Source organism: Lysinibacillus sp. NPDC086135 (genome assembly GCF_044746345.1).
In the GTDB taxonomy this organism is placed as follows: domain Bacteria; phylum Bacillota; class Bacilli; order Bacillales_A; family Planococcaceae; genus Lysinibacillus.
Window position 1 is genome coordinate 16,790 of the sequence record NZ_JBIVCA010000030.1, and the last position, 17,851, is coordinate 34,640.

Annotated in this window: 16 protein-coding genes; 6 read left to right on the top strand and 10 right to left on the bottom strand. The window is 35.9% G+C overall.

Annotated elements, in window-relative coordinates; translation table 11 throughout:
* Positions 1–108: 108 nt before the first annotated feature.
* Complete coding sequence (locus ACIPKN_RS25135; protein ID WP_400941464.1) at positions 109–1,488, top strand: FAD-dependent oxidoreductase; 1,380 nt, start codon at positions 109–111, stop codon at positions 1,486–1,488.
* 38 nt (positions 1,489–1,526) lie between these two features.
* Here ACIPKN_RS25135 and ACIPKN_RS25140 read toward each other — a convergent pair whose 3' ends face one another.
* A complete protein-coding gene (locus ACIPKN_RS25140) occupies positions 1,527–2,453 on the bottom strand; it encodes a manganese-dependent inorganic pyrophosphatase (RefSeq protein ID WP_400941466.1) in 927 nt (308 codons plus the stop codon).
* A gap of 650 nt (positions 2,454–3,103) precedes the next feature.
* Between ACIPKN_RS25140 and ACIPKN_RS25145 the strand changes: the two genes are divergently transcribed.
* Complete coding sequence (locus ACIPKN_RS25145) at positions 3,104–3,904, top strand: GNAT family N-acetyltransferase (RefSeq protein ID WP_400941468.1); 801 nt, start codon at positions 3,104–3,106, stop codon at positions 3,902–3,904.
* 93 nt (positions 3,905–3,997) lie between these two features.
* Here the strand turns inward: ACIPKN_RS25145 and ACIPKN_RS25150 are convergent, their stop codons facing one another.
* Together ACIPKN_RS25150 and ACIPKN_RS25155 are read right to left on the bottom strand one after the other, a co-directional pair.
* On the bottom strand, positions 3,998–4,864 hold the full coding sequence (locus ACIPKN_RS25150; RefSeq protein WP_400941471.1) for a MurR/RpiR family transcriptional regulator: 867 nt from the start codon (positions 4,862–4,864) through the stop codon (positions 3,998–4,000).
* A gap of 691 nt (positions 4,865–5,555) precedes the next feature.
* Positions 5,556–6,785 carry an MFS transporter gene (locus ACIPKN_RS25155; protein WP_400941473.1) on the bottom strand — a complete coding sequence of 410 codons (1,230 nt, stop codon included), beginning with the start codon at positions 6,783–6,785 and terminating at the stop codon, positions 5,556–5,558.
* A gap of 206 nt (positions 6,786–6,991) precedes the next feature.
* Here ACIPKN_RS25155 and thrC point away from each other — a divergent pair, with 206 nt between their 5' ends.
* From thrC to ACIPKN_RS25170, 3 genes are read left to right on the top strand one after another with little or no spacing between them, the layout of a single operon-like run.
* A complete protein-coding gene (thrC, locus tag ACIPKN_RS25160; RefSeq protein ID WP_142508535.1) occupies positions 6,992–8,044 on the top strand; it encodes a threonine synthase in 1,053 nt (350 codons plus the stop codon).
* Positions 8,041–8,955 (top strand): homoserine kinase, encoded by a 915-nt coding sequence (gene thrB / locus ACIPKN_RS25165; RefSeq protein WP_400941477.1) that lies wholly within the window; start codon positions 8,041–8,043, stop codon positions 8,953–8,955. Before thrC ends, thrB begins: the two co-directional genes overlap by 4 nt.
* Before the next feature lie 28 nt (positions 8,956–8,983).
* A complete protein-coding gene (locus ACIPKN_RS25170; RefSeq protein WP_400941479.1) occupies positions 8,984–9,667 on the top strand; it encodes a 2-hydroxy-3-keto-5-methylthiopentenyl-1-phosphate phosphatase in 684 nt (227 codons plus the stop codon).
* 261 nt (positions 9,668–9,928) lie between these two features.
* On the opposite strand, the gene ACIPKN_RS25175 is transcribed toward ACIPKN_RS25170, so the two are convergent.
* The 6 genes from ACIPKN_RS25175 to ACIPKN_RS25200 form a co-directional block, all read right to left on the bottom strand.
* Complete coding sequence (locus tag ACIPKN_RS25175) at positions 9,929–10,537, bottom strand: phosphatase PAP2 family protein (RefSeq protein WP_400941481.1); 609 nt, start codon at positions 10,535–10,537, stop codon at positions 9,929–9,931.
* Positions 10,538–10,871: 334 nt separating this feature from the next.
* Positions 10,872–11,771, bottom strand: coding sequence for a hypothetical protein (locus ACIPKN_RS25180; RefSeq protein ID WP_400941484.1), 900 nt, complete (start codon positions 11,769–11,771; stop codon positions 10,872–10,874).
* Between the two features lie 434 nt (positions 11,772–12,205).
* Positions 12,206–12,820: a response regulator gene (locus tag ACIPKN_RS25185; RefSeq protein ID WP_400941508.1), complete on the bottom strand. Its 615-nt coding sequence runs from the start codon at positions 12,818–12,820 to the stop codon at positions 12,206–12,208.
* The gene (locus ACIPKN_RS25190; RefSeq protein WP_400941510.1) at positions 12,804–15,053 is read right to left on the bottom strand and encodes a sensor histidine kinase; all 2,250 of its coding nucleotides are present in this window, start codon (positions 15,051–15,053) and stop codon (positions 12,804–12,806) included. The genes ACIPKN_RS25185 and ACIPKN_RS25190 overlap by 17 nt, the downstream gene beginning before the upstream one ends.
* A gap of 47 nt (positions 15,054–15,100) precedes the next feature.
* Positions 15,101–15,259: a competence pheromone ComX gene (gene comX, locus ACIPKN_RS25195; protein ID WP_400941486.1), complete on the bottom strand. Its 159-nt coding sequence runs from the start codon at positions 15,257–15,259 to the stop codon at positions 15,101–15,103.
* Positions 15,260–15,271: 12 nt separating this feature from the next.
* A complete protein-coding gene (locus ACIPKN_RS25200) occupies positions 15,272–16,174 on the bottom strand; it encodes a polyprenyl synthetase family protein (RefSeq protein ID WP_400941488.1) in 903 nt (300 codons plus the stop codon).
* 477 nt (positions 16,175–16,651) lie between these two features.
* Here ACIPKN_RS25200 and ACIPKN_RS25205 point away from each other — a divergent pair, with 477 nt between their 5' ends.
* The gene (locus ACIPKN_RS25205) at positions 16,652–17,296 is read left to right on the top strand and encodes a hypothetical protein (protein WP_323654664.1); all 645 of its coding nucleotides are present in this window, start codon (positions 16,652–16,654) and stop codon (positions 17,294–17,296) included.
* Between the two features lie 240 nt (positions 17,297–17,536).
* Here the strand turns inward: ACIPKN_RS25205 and ACIPKN_RS25210 are convergent, their stop codons facing one another.
* Positions 17,537–17,851 carry an antibiotic biosynthesis monooxygenase family protein gene (locus tag ACIPKN_RS25210; protein WP_142508544.1) on the bottom strand — a complete coding sequence of 105 codons (315 nt, stop codon included), beginning with the start codon at positions 17,849–17,851 and terminating at the stop codon, positions 17,537–17,539.

Genomic DNA, 17,851 nt, shown 5'->3' on the forward strand with positions numbered 1-17,851 from the left:
TGCTACATTGTAGCGATAGTAAATACAGCAAGGCAATTTTTAAGCTTGATTGCATAAATTTTCAAATCAATCTACATACTGTACGTAAAAACAATGTGAGGGTTATGTATGACACAATCTCTTTGGCTCGGAACAATTAATCCCATTTCGCTACCATCGCTCCCTGCATCAACAACTTGTGATGTATGTATAATTGGTGGAGGATTGACTGGACTATATACAGCATATGTCTTAGCAAAATCAGGAGTAGATGTGGTCTTGCTTGAAGCAAATTCCCATATCGGTCATGGTACAACTGGTAATTCAACAGGAAAATTAACTGCACAGCATAGCTTAGTTTATGCCAACCTTATTGAAAAACTTTCTGTAGATGAGGCACGACTCTATTATCAGCTCAACCAAATAGCTGTAGAGAAAGCATTACAGTTACTCCCTAAAGAAAGTATTCAACAAGTAGATTCCTTGCTTTATTGTCAAACAAAAGAAGGCTATGCCCAATTATTAAAAGAATGGAATGCCTATAAAGTATTAAATATTAAGGCGAAAATCACTTCTGATACAGAGCTTCCCTTCCCAGTTACAAAAGCACTTAGTATGTCCCAACAGGCTCAAATACACCCTGTAGAAGCTTGTAATTTCCTTGTGAAAGAAGCATTATCAATGGGCGCAAAAATCTACACAAATACCCGTGTTCAGCAATTAAATATACCTCAGAATAGCTTACATACCGCAAACAATATGTCGGTTCAATACAACAAGCTTATTTTGTGCACACACTATCCAATCGAAGCCTTTAGAGGACTTCAGCTTTTTAAACTTTCTAATAGTCGCTCCTATATGGTTGCTAGTAAAATTACCGATACACTACAAGGTCAATATTTATGCGTAGATAATCCTACTCGCTCTATTCGGACAGCTACTATTAACGACGAGCACTATCTAGTGTTAGGCGGAGCTAATCATATTGCAGGTGAAACGACTAATACGGAGCCCTATTATGAGGCCATTCAAAATGAAATGAAGGCACATTTCGATCAGGAGGCAATCTATCGCTGGTCCGCGCAGGACATTGAAACACCTGATATGGTCCCTTATGTTGGCAGAATTACACCATCCTTGCCTAATGTTTTCATTGCAACTGGCTATCGAAAATGGGGAATTTCCAATTCTTTTGTAGCGGGGGATATCTTATCATCCCTAATAACAGGAGCAAGGAATGAGGATGGTGCAGTGCCTCTTTATTCTCCAGCACGTACAAAATTCGGGGCTCAGTTTATGCAAATGCTAAAGGTAGGAGGCTTTGTAGCCAAGGAGTTCGTGGCGGGTTATGTGAAACACGCAAATACACCAACTTGCACGCATTTAGGTTGTAAAACAAAATGGAATGAAGCCGACGAAACATGGGATTGCCCGTGTCACGGCTCGCGTTTTAATGCCAAAGGAGAAGTTCTTGAAGGTCCTGCTGTACACCCATTAAAACTAGATTAAAAAAAGAGGCTGCCTTTTTCAGGGCAACCTCTTCCTCATTATTTCAATGCCTCAGTTAAAACTGGAACGATTTGTTTTTTACGAGATACAACACCTGGTAAAAGAACGCGATTATTCACAAGCTCCGCACCAAATCCTTTTGCTGCAGCCTCTGCTACTTGTCCAACTGCAACTGCTGTTGAATCATTGTTTAAAATATCTGTTACAACAAAGAAGAATAAATCTAAACCATTTTCCGCAACATTTTTATTTAATAAAATTTCTAAGTCCTCTTGGCGACCAAGTACATCGTTAATATCGACAGCGTTTACTTGAGCTACTACAGATTTATATTCACCGAATTGGAATTCTTTTGCATCTAATGATAAAAGATCTTCTAATGATTTATCTGAAAGATCAGCACCTGCTTTAAGCATTGCTAAACCGTATTCAGCGGCATCAACACCTGCAAGTTTTGCTAGCTCCTCAGCAGCTTTTACATCTTGCTCAGTGCAAGTTGGTGATTTGAATAATAATGTATCAGAAACGATAGCAGAAAGCATTAATCCAGCAATGTTTGCAGGAATTGCTACGCCATGCTCTTTGAAGATTTTGTTTAAAATCGTTGCAGTACAGCCTACAGGTTCTGCACGGTAGTATAGTGGATCAGCCGTTTGAAAGTTGGCAATACGGTGATGATCAATAACCTCCGTAATTTGTACCTCTTCAATGCCATCAGCAGATTGCTGGAATTCATTGTGGTCTACAAGGATTACTTTTTCTGCTTCTCCAACTACTGATGAGATTAAACGAGGTGCCTCAAAGCCAAATTTATCTAAAGCAAATTGAGTTTCGTTATTTACTTCTCCAAGGCGTACCGCTTCAGCATCAACGCCAATTTGCTGTTTTAAATATGCATATACAATTGCAGATGTAATTGTGTCTGTATCTGGATTTTTATGACCAAAAACTAAAACTTTACTCATTGAAATTATTCCTCCTAAATGGCAATAACATTTATATTTTATTTTACCATACCTTATGAGCAAACATGATATAAAGTGAAAGTTTATCTATAAAGGATCTACTACCAATATTATGCCTTGGCATAGTTGCGTTCGGAATCGGAAAGGAGTGACGCCTTTAGGTCAACAAATGTTTATCGCTTGAAAGCGTAGCGGCAGCGGATGTTTGGACAACCGCTGAAAGAAGTTAAGATTTACTATTATAAAATAGTTGATCTCTTACTTACTTTCCCTACCATAAAAGAAGCTACAAAAGTTGGAAACTCTAGGAGACTACTTGTTGAAATCTATGTCATGTGAATTAGTTAATTGAGGTGAAGAATGGACGCCCCGAGGAAAGCGCACAGTCTGAACGGAAAATCAACCTCACTTCACGGTGGTAGTCCAAAAATCACCCATTAAAACTAATTATGGGTTATTATTGAATTTAATATATTTATCTGTTAATAACATCCTATTTATAACACTTAATAGTAATAATACGTAGTTTATAAAATTTTTTTACTATAAATAGATATATAGTTGTGTTTTCGTATTTAAGAAACCATAATTTTATGCTATTATCAGGTAGTCTATATATATATTAGGATATACAGGAAATGGGGATCACGATGACAAAGAAGATGGAAAAAAAGTATATTCCTTTAGCAAATTATTTTGAAGTAGCTTTACAACAAGAAATTACTTTATCATTTAGCGAACTCGAAAACATTATGGGACAAGCCTTGCCAAATGCAGCTTACTTGAATAGGAGCTGGTGGAAGAAAACAAAGCCCCCTCTCTCTCACTATTTGTCATGGACAAATGCAGGCTACTATGTCATTGATGTTAAACTCGGTACCAGTGTATCTTTCTCGCGTACACAAATGAAGACTACGAGTAATATTTCTAAAGATGACGAAAACCCATCTGCATACATAATTCGAGCAATTGAAGCATCAGATGCCAGATCATTTATTCATTTGCAAGAAGAAATTTTCCAACAAACTGACTTCATGTATAACAGGGAAAATGAATTAGACCTCACAGTTCAACAGCTACGTAAAGATTTAAGCAATTGGAAACAATTAAAAAACCGTACAATTTTACTTTGTATATTAAATGGTAATTTTGCTGGTTATGCCGTTATCCATGGCTATAAACATTCTAAAACTAAGCATGTTGCATCAGTCCGCCTAGCTGTTAAGGAAGAGCATCAACGACAAGGTATTGGTTCAGAGCTGATGAAAGCAGTTGAACAATGGTCTAAACAGCGGGATATTTCACGCTTAGAAGCATCTGTTATGGAACATAATGATTGTGCTTTACAGCTGTTTAAAAAATTAGATTTTCAGCAAGAAGGTATCCGACAAAATGCTATTAAATTAAATGATACCTTTATTAACGAATATAGCTTAAGTAAAATTTTATAAGCTTCTTTTTCAAGGATGTCTAAAACTTATTTGGACATCTTTTTTATGTGTAGCATAAATCAGATTTTACGTTTTCTACGCGTTGTAAAATGTTTAGAAAACTTGCTTCTCTCTTGCTGCATCTAAGAATAACAAATTATTTTCTAATTGCTCATATGATTGCTGGTATTTCTCATATTGTGCTTTATCCTGATTAACCATTTCCTCAATTAGCGCATGTAAAAACGAAAATACTACTGGAATAACATCCAATGAAGATTGCTTTTTCAGACTTAGTGTAAATAATGCACTTGCATATTCCCGAATAGAAGACAACGCCGAACCAGTAATAGCAATAATTTTAGCTTTTTTCTTCTTGGCAATTTCTACAATCGTTTGAATGTCGTTTGAATACTTGTCCCCTGCAAAAACTATTAATGTCGTCTGCTCCCCTATACTGTTAATTTGTTGTACGATATCCTCGGATTCTGAGCGAAGCTGTTTTACATTTGGACGTAAAGTTTTCATTGTATACGATAACCAATTTGCAATGGACGCAGCTTGACGAGTACCTAAAATATAAACGTTCTCTGCTTCATGCATCCACTTTGAGCTTTTTTGAAGCATATTATCGTTAATCAAATGAATCGTCTCTTGAATATTTTGAATATCGCGTTGCATCACCTTACCGAAACTTGGAATATTCCGCTTACTTGAAAAATATGTAGGTTGAGGACTCTCACCACCATTTTGAGTCATTAAATAGCTTCTGACCTTGTCTTGAAGCTCGACATAGCCCATCAAATCCATCGCATAACAAAAACGAATAACTGTTGATTCACTAACATTCGCTTGTCTACCAACTTCTGCTGCTCCATTACCTATTACAACTGTAGGGTTACTCATAACAAATTGCGCAACTTTACGCTGGCCTTTTGACAGCCTAACAAATCTTCTTTCTATTTCTTCATTAATGCTCATTTCTAACAACCTTTCTTTCAATGAAATTATCACGAACGGAGATTGTTTCCTACTGACTCTAAATTCGGATCAATTATGCCTCAACATAATTGTTGCTGTCGCTTCGCTTTCGCACAGAAAACATTTGTTGCTGTCGCTTCGCTTTCGCACAGATAAACAATGCATCCGTAATCGGCTGGAGGCTTTAACTTCTTTCATCGGACGTTTAGATACCTGTATCTGTCGCTACGCTTTCGGTACAGAAAATAATTGCTGAAAGAAGTTAAAAATACAGTATCACGATTACAATCTGAATACAACGACTTTTCTGAAAAATCTTCAATGCTTTAACTCGCTAATGTAGGAAAGACAAAAAATCGTTCTATTTCCATTATCAAAGTTTATCGCTGAATCAACCTTATAAGACAAGCGTTGATTTCAGTTGCGACTGTAAGCTTTCCTAACGAAGCTCGCTCCAAGGTTACATCTGTAGCCATGGTGATCACCAATAAATCCTAGCCTGCAATCAATTGATCCATGTACTATACGTTTTAACCAAATGTCATCCCCATTTTCAGTGACGAACCTTATTGTGTGATTTTAACAGATTTTTAAAAATATTTGTATAAAAATTAATAACCTCTAATTTTTATGTAAATCAATTGATAAAAATGTCTTGGATTATAGTTCATCCAAGACATGATTATTTTTGTTATTCTAATTCAATTTGTTTCGTTTCTCGACCTAAGAATATTACCCCAACAACACCGATAATAATTGCTCCACAGAAAATAGCAAAGATAAAACCAATATCATAACCTGCAGTTAATAAAGAGCCTACTAACAAAGGTCCAAAAATACCACCGATGCGCCCAACAGCTGCTGCCATTCCTGCACCCGTTCCACGAATAATTGCAGGATACTGCTCTGGTGTATAAGCATAAAGCGCACCCCATGCTCCTAAGTTAAAGAACGATAAAAACATCCCAGATGTTAATAGCACTACTAGTGTTTCCGCATTACCAAAAATGAACGCACTCACTGCTGTACCAATTAAATAAGAAACAAGTACAAACTTTCTCCCAAATTTTTCTATAAACCAAGCAGCTGTAAAATAACCTGGTAGCTGCGCAAGCGTCATAATGAGAACATATTTAAAGCTCGTAATCATATCAAAGCCTTTACCAACCAGAACACTCGGTAGCCATAAAAACATACCGTAATACGAGAAAACAACCGTAAACCATAGCACCCATAACATAAGTGTCGAGCGTACATATTTTTTCGACCATACTTCTCGAATATTTTGCATAACACTACGTTTCTTAGACGCAGCCTTTACAGTAAATTGCGGTGAATCTGGCAGGTTCCAACGAAGATAAATTGCATATATTGCTGGAATTGCCGTTAACAATAAAGCACTACGCCATCCCCATGAAGGAATAACAAAATACGATATCAGTGCAGCGATTAACCATCCCGCCGCCCAAAAACTTTCTAGCAAAACAACTACTCGCCCACGCTCTTTAGCTTCTACACTCTCAGAAACTAACGTCGACGCCACTGGCAATTCTCCCCCTAGCCCCATGCCTACTAAAAAGCGTAGTGTCATAAAAGCAGCTAATGTAGTGGTAAATGCTGACAAGCCACTCGCAATCGAAAATAATACAAGCGTCCACATAAAAATTTGTTTACGTCCCACTTTATCGGCAAGCACGCCGAAAACAAGAGCACCTACAGCCATACCAATTGAGTTTATGCTACCAATCCAACCCGACTGACTTGGTGTTAATCCCCAATCAACTGCTAATGCTGCGATAACGAACGATAATATTCCTACGTCCATTGCATCGAAAAGCCAGCCTACCCCCGCTACCCCTAAAAGCTTATTGCGAGAAATAGATTGTTGAAATTTATCCGTTGATACTGTATTTATCGTCATTTTAACCACCTGTCTTTACACCTGACTTTACATCGTAAGTTTACTATACAGTTGTTTCAAGAAAGTGACAAGCAAAAATTCAAATTACCGAATTGTTTAGACAATTTATGAAATTCTATTGAAAACATGGGGCAATTTGCGTTAAAATGTCTTTTATACAAAAACAACTGTTCTTCCTATGAGAACAAAAGGAGATCGTAAACGTTATGTGGAAAGGCCTAATTGAGGAATATAAACAATTTTTACCCGTAACAGAAAATACACCTGCTCTAACTTTAAACGAAGGCAATACGCCTCTTATACATTTAGTAAATCTATCTAAAAAACTAGGCATTGAGCTTTATGGAAAAATTGAAGGTGCAAATCCAACTGGTTCCTTTAAAGACCGTGGTATGGTGTTTGCCGTTGCAAAAGCGATTGAAGAAGGTAGCAAATGTGTTATTTGTGCTTCAACTGGTAACACATCAGCCGCAGCAGCAGCTTATGCAACTCGCGCTGGAATCCAGTCCATAGTCGTTATCCCTAAAGGAAAAGTAGCCCTAGGTAAACTAGCCCAAGCAACAATGTATGGTGCAAAGATTATCGAAATCGACGGTAATTTTGATGATGCATTAAATATTGTTCGTCAAGTAAGTGAAACAACTCCAGTGGCACTTGTAAACTCTGTAAATCCATTCCGCATCGAGGGGCAAAAAACGGCATCATTTGAAATTGTAGATGCTTTAGGAAAAGCTCCAGACTATCTTTGCATCCCTGTTGGTAACGCAGGTAACATTACTGCATACTGGAAAGGCTTTAAAGAATACGATGCAGCAAAAGGCTCTGGTTTACCAAAAATGTTCGGCTTTGAAGCTGAAGGTGCAGCAGCAATTGTAAAAGGTGAACCTATTGCTAATCCTGAGACAGTGGCAACAGCTATTCGTATCGGTAATCCTGCAAGTTGGAAATTTGCAGAAGCAGCTCGCGATGAGTCTGGTGGTATTATTGACTCAGTTACAGACGAAGAAATTTTAGCTGCTTACAAATTAATTGCTGGCACTGAAGGAATCTTCGTTGAACCAGGTTCAGCTGCATCATTAGCTGGCGTTATTAAATCAGTTGAAAATGGCAAAATTGCGAAGGGCTCTAAAGTTGTGACAATTTTTACGGGTAATGGATTGAAAGATCCTGATACTGCCATGAATGTCTCGACTGTAGATGTTGTTTCACTTAAAAACGATGAAGAAGAAATTCGAAAATATATCGAGGGCGTACTATGAGTAACATGTGGGAGATCACGGTTCCTGGGAGCACAGCAAATCTAGGTCCAGGCTTTGATTCAATAGGGCTTGGCTTATCCCTTTACTTAAAGTTAACCGTGTCTTTACAGGATAGTTGGGAAATTATCCACCTCGATGATAATGGTCCTAAAGAGTTTGAACTGGAAGAGCATTTACTATACGTCATTGCAAAAAAAATTGTGGAGCAATACGGGAAGCAACTACCTGCCTGCCGTGTTGAAATGGCAAGTGAACTTCCATTAGCCCGTGGTTTAGGGAGCAGTGCAGCGGTCATCGTTGCAGGAATTGAACTAGCTAATCAAGTCTGTGACTTAGGCTTAACTTTACAGGATAAACTCAATTTGTCCTCACAAATCGAAGGACATCCTGACAATGCAACAGCCTCGGTATTAGGAGGATTAACAATTTCTTCAATGGATGATAATGGCGTTGTTGATACATTTCATGTTAATGATCTAGATGCTTCCTTCGTTGTGTATGTGCCCGATGTCGAACTAAAAACAAGTGAATCCCGTTCTGTTTTACCAGAACAATTTGATCGAACATATGCAGTGAGGGCCTCTGCAAATGCAAATATGCTAGCTGCATCATTAATGGTTCGTGATTTCGAGCGTGCAGGTCGTTATATGGAGGCTGATTTATTCCATGAACCTTTCCGCGCCAATTTAATTCCACAATATAAAGAGATTCATGAAGCAGCAAAGGCTAATGGGGCATTTGGAACAGCTTTAAGCGGCGCAGGACCAACACTGATTTCTATCATTCCTACTGCTATTGCACAAAATTTCGTAAATGCCATGAAAAATCAATTTCCAGAGCATGAAATTATCTTAACAAAAGCCGATGAAAACGGAGTACAAGTAAAATTTGAACGTCTACTGCAAAAGTAGACGTTTTTTCTTGAAGGGGGGAAGTAGCTTGAAACCGATTATTTTCTGTGATTTTGATGGCACTATAACAGAAACAGATAATATCGTCTCTCTAATGACTCAATTCGTTCCAGAGGAATCTGAGAAAATTGCTAAAGCAATGATGGAACAAACTATAACCTTTAAAGATGGCGTTTCAGCAATGTTCGCGCTATTTTCAACTAAACAAAAGAATGCTGTGATCCAATATTTATTAGATTCGGCCATTATACGTGAGGGCTTTGGTGATTTCGTTCGTTATGCACAAGAGAACCATATTCCGTTTTATATTGTTAGCGGAGGTGTCGATTTTTTCATTGAGCCACTATTAAAAAAATACGGTCCATTTTCCGGGATATATTGTAACAGTGCTGATTTTTCTGAACAGCAAATTAAGCTCGTTTTTCCAAATAGCTGTGATGAAGAATGTGCGAAATTTGATGTACAGGGTTGCGGTTGCTGCAAGCCAAGCGTTATGCGAAAAGTTGCACAGAGTAATCATTTTAAAATCGTAATTGGAGACTCACTTTCTGATTTTGAGGCAGCAAAACAGGCAGATTTAGTACTTGCCAGGGATCATCTTATTAAACGCTGTAAAGACCTTCATCTTCCTTATAAGCCGTTTGAAACATTCTATGATTGCTTAGAAGCTGTAAAAAAGCTTATGGAAGCAGAAAAGGCTGTTTCCATGTAATTGAGATCAGAGCAATAAGAGCGGTCTGTTAATACGGATCGCTCTTATTTCTACATAACAAAGGGAACCACCTACAATTAGATGGCTCCCATTTCATGTTCATGATTTATTTTTCTCTTTAATTTCTGTACCGAAAGCGTAGCGACAGGTACAGAAGTCTCCCACCTCTATAGGCGGTGAGATGAATGCGGGTTTAAGTTACTTTTCAGTGGGTGTCCAAACATCCGCTCCTCCGGCGGATATCACGGAATCCGGACGCAATTATGCTGAGGCATTATTGATAATTCTCTTCCGACGTTCATACCAAATAACACAAATGATAAACCACGTATAGCCCATACTCCATCCGGCCAATACATCTGAAGCAAAATGACGGGCTCCAGCAACTCGAGACAAACCAATAAGTACAGTTAAAACAATTGCCCCAAGCCAAAGCAATGTCTTACGTCCCTTGCTATTGTTCTCCGAAAAAATATAAGCTATTGTAAATAAATACAAGATACCGGTCATAGCATGTCCAGAAGGAAAACTAAAGGATGTTAATTGTTCTTCAATCTCAGGTCTTGGCCGCTGCACCCATTTTTTCAATAATTGGTTAAGTACATTTCCACCTGCAACCGTTAACAAAACAAATAATATACCTCGGTTATTTTTTGCTTTCCACGCTAAATACACGATTAAGACTATAGCTACGGATACTACAAATATCGGTTCTCCTATATAGTGGAAAAATTCTATAAAACGATTACTGAAAAATAAATCTGCCATTTTTGTATCAAAAGTATTGATGAATTCACTTTGAAAAGTAACTCGTAACACAAAAAAGATAATGAGCGTTAATACCGCTAAAGGATAAGCCCACTTTTTCATATAATACTTCACCTCAAGAACAATATGCTGTTATATTTTTCACATCATATCATATTTACGTTAACTAGAGGTGAATTTGGCTTTTTATCCCGTGTACAATTCCCAATGCAAAGATAACACCAAGAAGTTAGGTACAAGATTATCTCCCCGTAAATGTCAGATTGGTAAATCTTTATCTAACCCAATGTGCCCCCTCTTTCTTGGGGTAGGACAAATGTTTTTTCTTCTGCCCTATTAAAATAATTTGAAAGAGCTAATGCAACGATAAATAAGATTGCAACGATAGGTATTATTTTTCTAAACAAAATATACACTTCCTCATCTTCAGTTTAAATTATTTTAATAATACTGGATCGAATAACCAATCCTTCGGCCCAAAGTTTTTATCCTTCTCTCCTCTTACTTCACGAGATATATTGTTTTTATAAATTAATTCTCTAAACTTTCTACTGAACAAAGTCTTTCGATATAAATATCTACCGTCATGACTCCATTCTGCTGATAAGAAAACATCATTTTCTATATTGGTTATATCTTTACGATTATAAATATCCGGACCATTGATTACCCCACTTAATCCACAACGACATGGAGGTTGCTCGGTCGCAAAATACAACTTAACTCTTTCAGCACTACTCTCCGGTAATACTTGTGTAGGTATAATTTGAAAAGCTTTTTGCTTCCCTTCTTTCGGTCCTTGATGAATAACTTCTAACAGTTCATAGCCTTTCATATCCTCTTGCTTCATTAATGTCGCTAATTCCTGTGAAGCAACCCAATATCCGCTCACATGAACTAGATGACGGCCTTTCATTTCTGTTGTATCTATCACTAATGGAGAAAGCTGCTCTTTTTCCATTAGTCCACAATGCTGGCAATGGGTGTTTATAGAAAATAAAGTTCCTCTATCATCTATAAACATTTCAGGTGAGTTACCAGTTGAGTTTAGTGTGAACAATGGTGCTTGCTCATATTCGCTATCCGAAAAGTCAAAGTAAAAACGTTCTCCGATTGAAACAATTCCTAATTCGTGTTCCAATGATTTGTAGAGTGCTGCTACATGTTCATATGTTACGTCTTCATTTAATGTAAAAATAGGATTAAAAGATGCCTTTAAATTTCTTTTTCTTATTTTAGGTGCACCTATAAAAATACCATAGCGATTATAAACATTAATAACTTGATCTTGACTAGATTCATCTATAGAAAATAAATTTTCAAGTTCTACTTTCAAAATACACGCCTACCTTTATATAAAGTTTTATGGTGAAGTACGTTGACTAGCTAGTAACTTTAAAAAAATCTACAATCTCTACTTTCTTCATAGATAGCCAGGCTCTTATTTTAAACGAAATCTTATATAGTATTACCTACTATAGCAAATCTACTTAACCACGATTATCTTAAGCGTACCAGTACTTACACCGACATTTCAACGTTGGGTTTACGCCAATTTTTTGGCGGTTTTTAGCCCAATTTTCGGCGTGATTTGGCGGACATAGAAAAAACACCGCCATAATTTGGCGGTGTTATTAAAAAATATAGGTATTTAGAATTGAAATTCAGGTGTAATTAACTAGGTAAATATATAGTGTTGCGAAACTACCCAAACTTTCCCTTTTTATTGGAAAATATACCAACGAAAGTTTAGTATAACATACAGACAATCTATAGTAAATTCATTCTTTCTGCAAGATTTACAGCCTCTGTCCGTGAATCTACATTCAATAAAGAGAACAGCTGAGTTAAATATCTTTCGGTTGTTCGCTGAGGAATATTTAACTCTATCGCAATTGCTTTATTTGTATGCCCTTCCGCAATCAATCTTAAAATTTTCTTTTCTTTTTCATTTAAGTGAATATCGAGTTTGGCATCCTGCAATTGAAATTTATTATCCAGAAAATCCAAGAAATTTTGAGGTAAAACAATTTCACCATTTGCAATGGCTCGAACAGTTCGTAAAATTTGCTCCTTAGATGCTGTTTTAGCTAAAATACCTTCTATTTTCCTTTCTAAAATAAGTGGATAATAATCAGTTATATCATCACCAGTATAAAGAATAATTGAAGCATTTGACTGGATAGCTTTAATGTTACGTCCTACATTAATGCCATTTTCTAACGGCATATTTATATCAATTAAGTAGATATCATATGGCTTGTTTTTAATTCTCTGTATGACACGAGTTGCATCGCTTTCTGTATCAACTATAATATCTTCATTTTCTTGAAATAGGTTTTTCGTTCCCTCTAACACAATAGGGTGATCATCCACTATGAGCATCGTAATCAAGTGTATCACTTCCTTCTTTTACTGTAATTCTAATAGACATTCCTTCACTAACCTGTGAATCGATGTAAAACTGCCCGTTAAAGGCCTTTACACGCTCTTGCATACCTTGAATTCCCATCGATTCTGCGACAATTATATCCCCAATATTACAGCCTACACCATCATCGCTGTAAATAATTTCGAAACCATCGTCCATTTCCCGCAAATGAATTTCAACTGTTGTTGCATAGGAATGTTTTAACGCGTTATTGAGTAATTCTTGAAATAGTCGATAAATCATTAAATTCATACGCTCATCTTCTAAATAAAGGCGATCGATCGTATAAATTAACATAAAACTAGCTCTTTCTATTACTTTGCGAATAAGCTTTTCTAATGCGGCATTCAATCCTAATGTGTCTAATAATGGGGGCTTCAAATTTTCGCAATAAGCTCTTAAATCATGTAAAGATGTAACCATCTGTTGATGAATTTTCGCAAGTTTTGGCTGGATATCTGTTGCATCCTTCATATTGACTAGGACATCAACCTCCCGGGCAATATGGAGCTGCTCTTGCAAATTTGTATCATGTAATTCTTGAGCTAATTGATATTTTTCCTCTTCAAACCTTAACCATAATAATTTGCTTAACCAAGGTAATTGACTATCATCTGCTTGCCTCATATGCTTTAATTCCTCTAACAGCTCTTCTACCATCTTTGTATTTTCAATAAAATTATTTACATATAATAAGAGCAATTCAAGCCATAGAAGCTCTTCATCTTTCAAATAAATTGAATTATTATGTCGCAATACTAACGCTCTTTTATAATGAGCATCTTGATGGAGGAAAGCTAGATAGACTTGATCAAATTTTTTAATTTCCCCTAATTTTAAATCTTCCATTAACATTGGATTAATCGGAAGATTACCCTCAACCGTTGATGTAAATTGCTTTGTGTCATAGTCATAAGTTAATACAAATACATGTTCGAGCTCAAGATGGAGAGAAACCTCTTGCACAAATTTTTCTAGAAGATTATCTATTTTTATTGTTTTACCAATCTTATCTACAGCTGTATATAACTGATGTATATAATCCCCTTTTGTCGAAAATAAGATTTTTCGTTTTCGATAATCGACTTTCTCTTTTATGTAAAAAAGAACAACTAACGATGTAAAAGTAAAAAATGAAACACCTGATATGACGGTCATCGTTAAATATTTTCCTGCAATCCAATACAATCCAACTATAAACCACAAAGTAAAAATCAATGAAAAGATTACATAATAACGTAATCTAGTAATATGATATTCGATATCAAATAGCCGCTCTGCTAACTGCGTAAAAATAAAACTAAACGGAATTAACAATAAAAAAAGAGCACTAATTTCAGCAGAAAGTATATATTGATGAAATAAAATGTAAGGGAGCGCATATAGAAAAAGGAATGGCAGAAACGGAATCATTATACTAATTAATAAAATTTTTAACTGAGGCGATTTATATTTGAAATAGCTTAGCAATAAAATACTAAGTATGATAATAAGGAAAACGAAGAACATAGCTAGTACAATATTCGAAAGTAAATTATTAACAGCAGGGTATATAATACCAATACCGCCCAATATCATCGCTATCACAGGAAGTATATAAAATAATTTTATATTATTAGAAAGCAACCAATTTGTTTTTAAAAATGTGTAATAATTCCTTAAGAAGTGGAGTAATAACACTAAGCATAGTAACATGCTACCACGATTAACGATTACACCAATACTGTTTAGACTGCCGGATGCACCAATGCTAACATAAGCCAGAGAAACAGTGAGCATAAATAATATAAGTAAACATAAAAGAGATGTATTTTTTTGTTTTAAATATAAGTAAAACACAATAATTAATGTTAAAAAAAAGTAACAAGAAGGTATTACCAATATGTAATGAAAATATTGCTCTGGTAAATCAAATCTACTAACGCTCACATCCATTATTTGTCCGTTAGGCTTCATGATTGTTAGCAAGCTTGCCGTACGTAATAAATGATCATGTTTTATATTAGGGATATCCTCGGTATGAAGGTTATTTACACTTAAAATTACATCTCCTTCAGAAATTCGAATTCCATCCTCTAATTGTTTATTGTACGAACTAGTTACTACCCATTCCCCATTCGCTTCTTTTAAATCTATACCCAAATAATGCTTGCTGTAAGTAATATACAGTAGGTAAGATCCCAGCAATATGTAAGTACTTACAGCAAGCAGAAACCATATACGTTTAAATATTTTTAATTCCAAAATCCATTTTCTAAGCGTACGTCTTCTTCAAACGAGTCAAGTATCGCTCTTTGCTCCATAGCTGAAACTCCAATTAATGAAGCTTTTTGTTCTTTTAAGAGTGCAACTAAGTCAGGGTTTTTTTCTAGATGTTGAATGACATTAATCATATTAACCTCTCCTCAATGTATTAGTTTTTTTAGGTAATCTTTACATACTTCATTTATAGCTACATTTTCAAGAGTATCTAATGCTCTAAACTTGTAAACATTCTTAATAGTAATTGCATAACGTATTGCGCCACCATTTGTCAACTCATTTTCCGTAGCATTATTATCCAAAAATGCAACTATATCATCATTATAATAGTTTACAACAGAATTTGAAACATCATTTCCCTGCGATAAAAGATAAATAATAGGCAATGAGTATCTTTTATTTAGTAAATCATTTTTAGGTCCCCAAGTTTTTAAACTTTGAATATCGTTTTTAATTTGTTGGATAATACCTATATATTTCCCATACTCCTCAATCTCAGAAGATTTCTCTCCTTTTGCAAGCACTTCGCCAATTAAGCAACCCATTGCTGTTAAAGAACCCGACTTTTGTTCAATCATTTGTATATAGGATTGCTCATCCCTACAAGTATTGAGTAAATCTAGTTGCTGACCGTTTATACTTCGTAATGCATAATCCTCTAGTATTTGAATAGCAGTACTTTTATGTTCAAAGGTAGACTCACGTATAGTTCTAGAAGCCATAACTAGCATAGCTAAAGCAGCATTTAATGATAGTTCAGGTGTTTTAGTCCAACTGTAGTCTGAATCCTTGTCCTGCAAGTCGTCGATTATATCAAACGATAAAATTAAAAGTTCGATAGCTGCGGCAACTTTATAAATGTCTTCGTTCAGACAATCTGTAAATGCTTCATAATGCCAATAACAAAGCTTGCCAAATGAATAGCCAACTGCCTTTTTTTCTTCTTTAAATTTTTTTAGCATCGACCGTAGTTCATGACTTATCAATATCTCGTTTTCAATTAGAATGTCCAATGCTTCATTAATTTGTTCGTCAAGCTCCTGCAATAGTCCTCTCCTCCCTTAAGTATATTAATAAATATTATACAGATTAATGGGAAATAATACTAGACACCGAAATCACGAGGTAATATTTTACAATATATCATTAACACAAAATACCGCCAAAAAGTGGCGGTATTCGTGGAAAGCACGCCATTTCTTTATTTAGGAATAGTAAAATAAATGGCGGAGTTATATTATTGCCCGCCATTTTTTGGCGTAAACTCACCATTGAAATGGCGTCCTCACTGATGATACGCTTATAGTAAGCTAAGATCAATTTGTATTCTGTTCGTACACTAATCTTTGAATTATAAAGCTCATGAGAAACTAGATTGTATACTATGTATATAAGTTGATTGGGGAGAAGACGGCCGCTTCTCGGGCTTAGAGTTACATTGAACGCCTACTCAGAATGGAAATCCCCTCCATTTCGCATAATCTATTAACAAGGAAATTCTCGAAACACTGGGAGTGATTGAAATGAAAAATGAAGTAAATGAAAACGTTTTATTACTTACAGCTAATTTTTCCTGTACAATTTTAATCTCTGAAGAAGAAATCACTATTAAAAAACCTTCGAAAGAACAACAATATATTGAGCAAATTATTATTGATGCTGAGCAACAGGTTTTTAAAGAAACATTAGCAGAGTATAAAAGCAAATCTACATTTTCAAATTTTATTTGCAATATTCCTGGATTTGAAGATACTTTTCAGCAAAGGCTAGACAGTTTTATAGAACAATACGGAATTATAAGAGTATCCGAAGAAAGCCTGTCTATATTGCCTTTAGTAAGTCCATTTACCTCCGAATTAAACATACATACACCTGTACTCTATATGTCACCAAGCTTTAGTATTATAAATGCAAGAGGCAATTGCTCTAGCACTTCGTCCATTGGAAATGCTATTAAAATTGGGGAAACAGTCGGTTTACCTACTTATCTTTTTAATTCAGAAATGGCAATGTCCTCCTTAAGGGACATTACTGCTGTAAAAAAAGCAAAATGGGCACCACAACAATCGACTGCCACTTTCACCGGGGTTTCCATTAATGACAATGGTTTTTCTCTAAATATTACTACAACATTAAATTCATGGAATAGAACGTCCATTAAGCATTAATATTAGACTGGGTATGGCACAGATATAGTTATGTGCCTCGCCCTTCTTCCTTAATATCGTTCTTTATGCCATTTTATAGTTCTTTGACTTTTTCCGACGATCTGGCGGTTCTTTCCGTCGCTCCAGCCTTCCTTTCCGTCGCTTCGACTATCTATCATTGCATTTCTATCGGACAATGCAATGATTCTACTATTCATAAGAAAAAGGTGCCTCAAATGAACTTTGAGACACCTCTAATTATTAACCTTTTACATAATAAACTTCTTGGCCGCTTTCGATGATATGATCTGGCTTAGGTTTACCCGCATTTGCTTTATGACCAGCAATATGTTCGGGACTCTTCTCCCAGTTTTTCCACGCTTCTTCTGATTCCCATCGAACCATAATTAGCACTTCCTCATCACCACGTCGTACTTTTTTTACAAGTACTTGCTTATCGATAAAGCCTGGCTGTTGTTCAAGCAATGACGGACCATCTTTTTTGGCGCCAAAACGCTCAACAACTTTATCCGAATTCCCTTCCGTTACGACAATACGTTTAATTTGTACAAACAT

Coding starts and splice junctions, on each gene's coding strand:
- ACIPKN_RS25150 (WP_400941471.1), bottom strand. CDS start 4,864: ATGAGCATTAATGAAGAAATAGAAAGAAGATTTGTTAGGCTGTCAAAA.
- comX (WP_400941486.1), bottom strand. CDS start 15,259: ATGATTAATGTCATTCAACATCTAGAAAAAAACCCTGACTTAGTTGCA.
- thrB (WP_400941477.1), top strand. CDS start 8,041: ATGAGTAACATGTGGGAGATCACGGTTCCTGGGAGCACAGCAAATCTA.
- ACIPKN_RS25210 (WP_142508544.1), bottom strand. CDS start 17,851: ATGTTTGTACAAATTAAACGTATTGTCGTAACGGAAGGGAATTCGGAT.
- ACIPKN_RS25205 (WP_323654664.1), top strand. CDS start 16,652: ATGAAAAATGAAGTAAATGAAAACGTTTTATTACTTACAGCTAATTTT.
- ACIPKN_RS25185 (WP_400941508.1), bottom strand. CDS start 12,820: ATGCTCATAGTGGATGATCACCCTATTGTGTTAGAGGGAACGAAAAAC.
- ACIPKN_RS25175 (WP_400941481.1), bottom strand. CDS start 10,537: ATGAAAAAGTGGGCTTATCCTTTAGCGGTATTAACGCTCATTATCTTT.
- ACIPKN_RS25140 (WP_400941466.1), bottom strand. CDS start 2,453: ATGAGTAAAGTTTTAGTTTTTGGTCATAAAAATCCAGATACAGACACA.
- ACIPKN_RS25145 (WP_400941468.1), top strand. CDS start 3,104: ATGACAAAGAAGATGGAAAAAAAGTATATTCCTTTAGCAAATTATTTT.
- thrC (WP_142508535.1), top strand. CDS start 6,992: ATGTGGAAAGGCCTAATTGAGGAATATAAACAATTTTTACCCGTAACA.
- ACIPKN_RS25135 (WP_400941464.1), top strand. CDS start 109: ATGACACAATCTCTTTGGCTCGGAACAATTAATCCCATTTCGCTACCA.
- ACIPKN_RS25155 (WP_400941473.1), bottom strand. CDS start 6,785: ATGACGATAAATACAGTATCAACGGATAAATTTCAACAATCTATTTCT.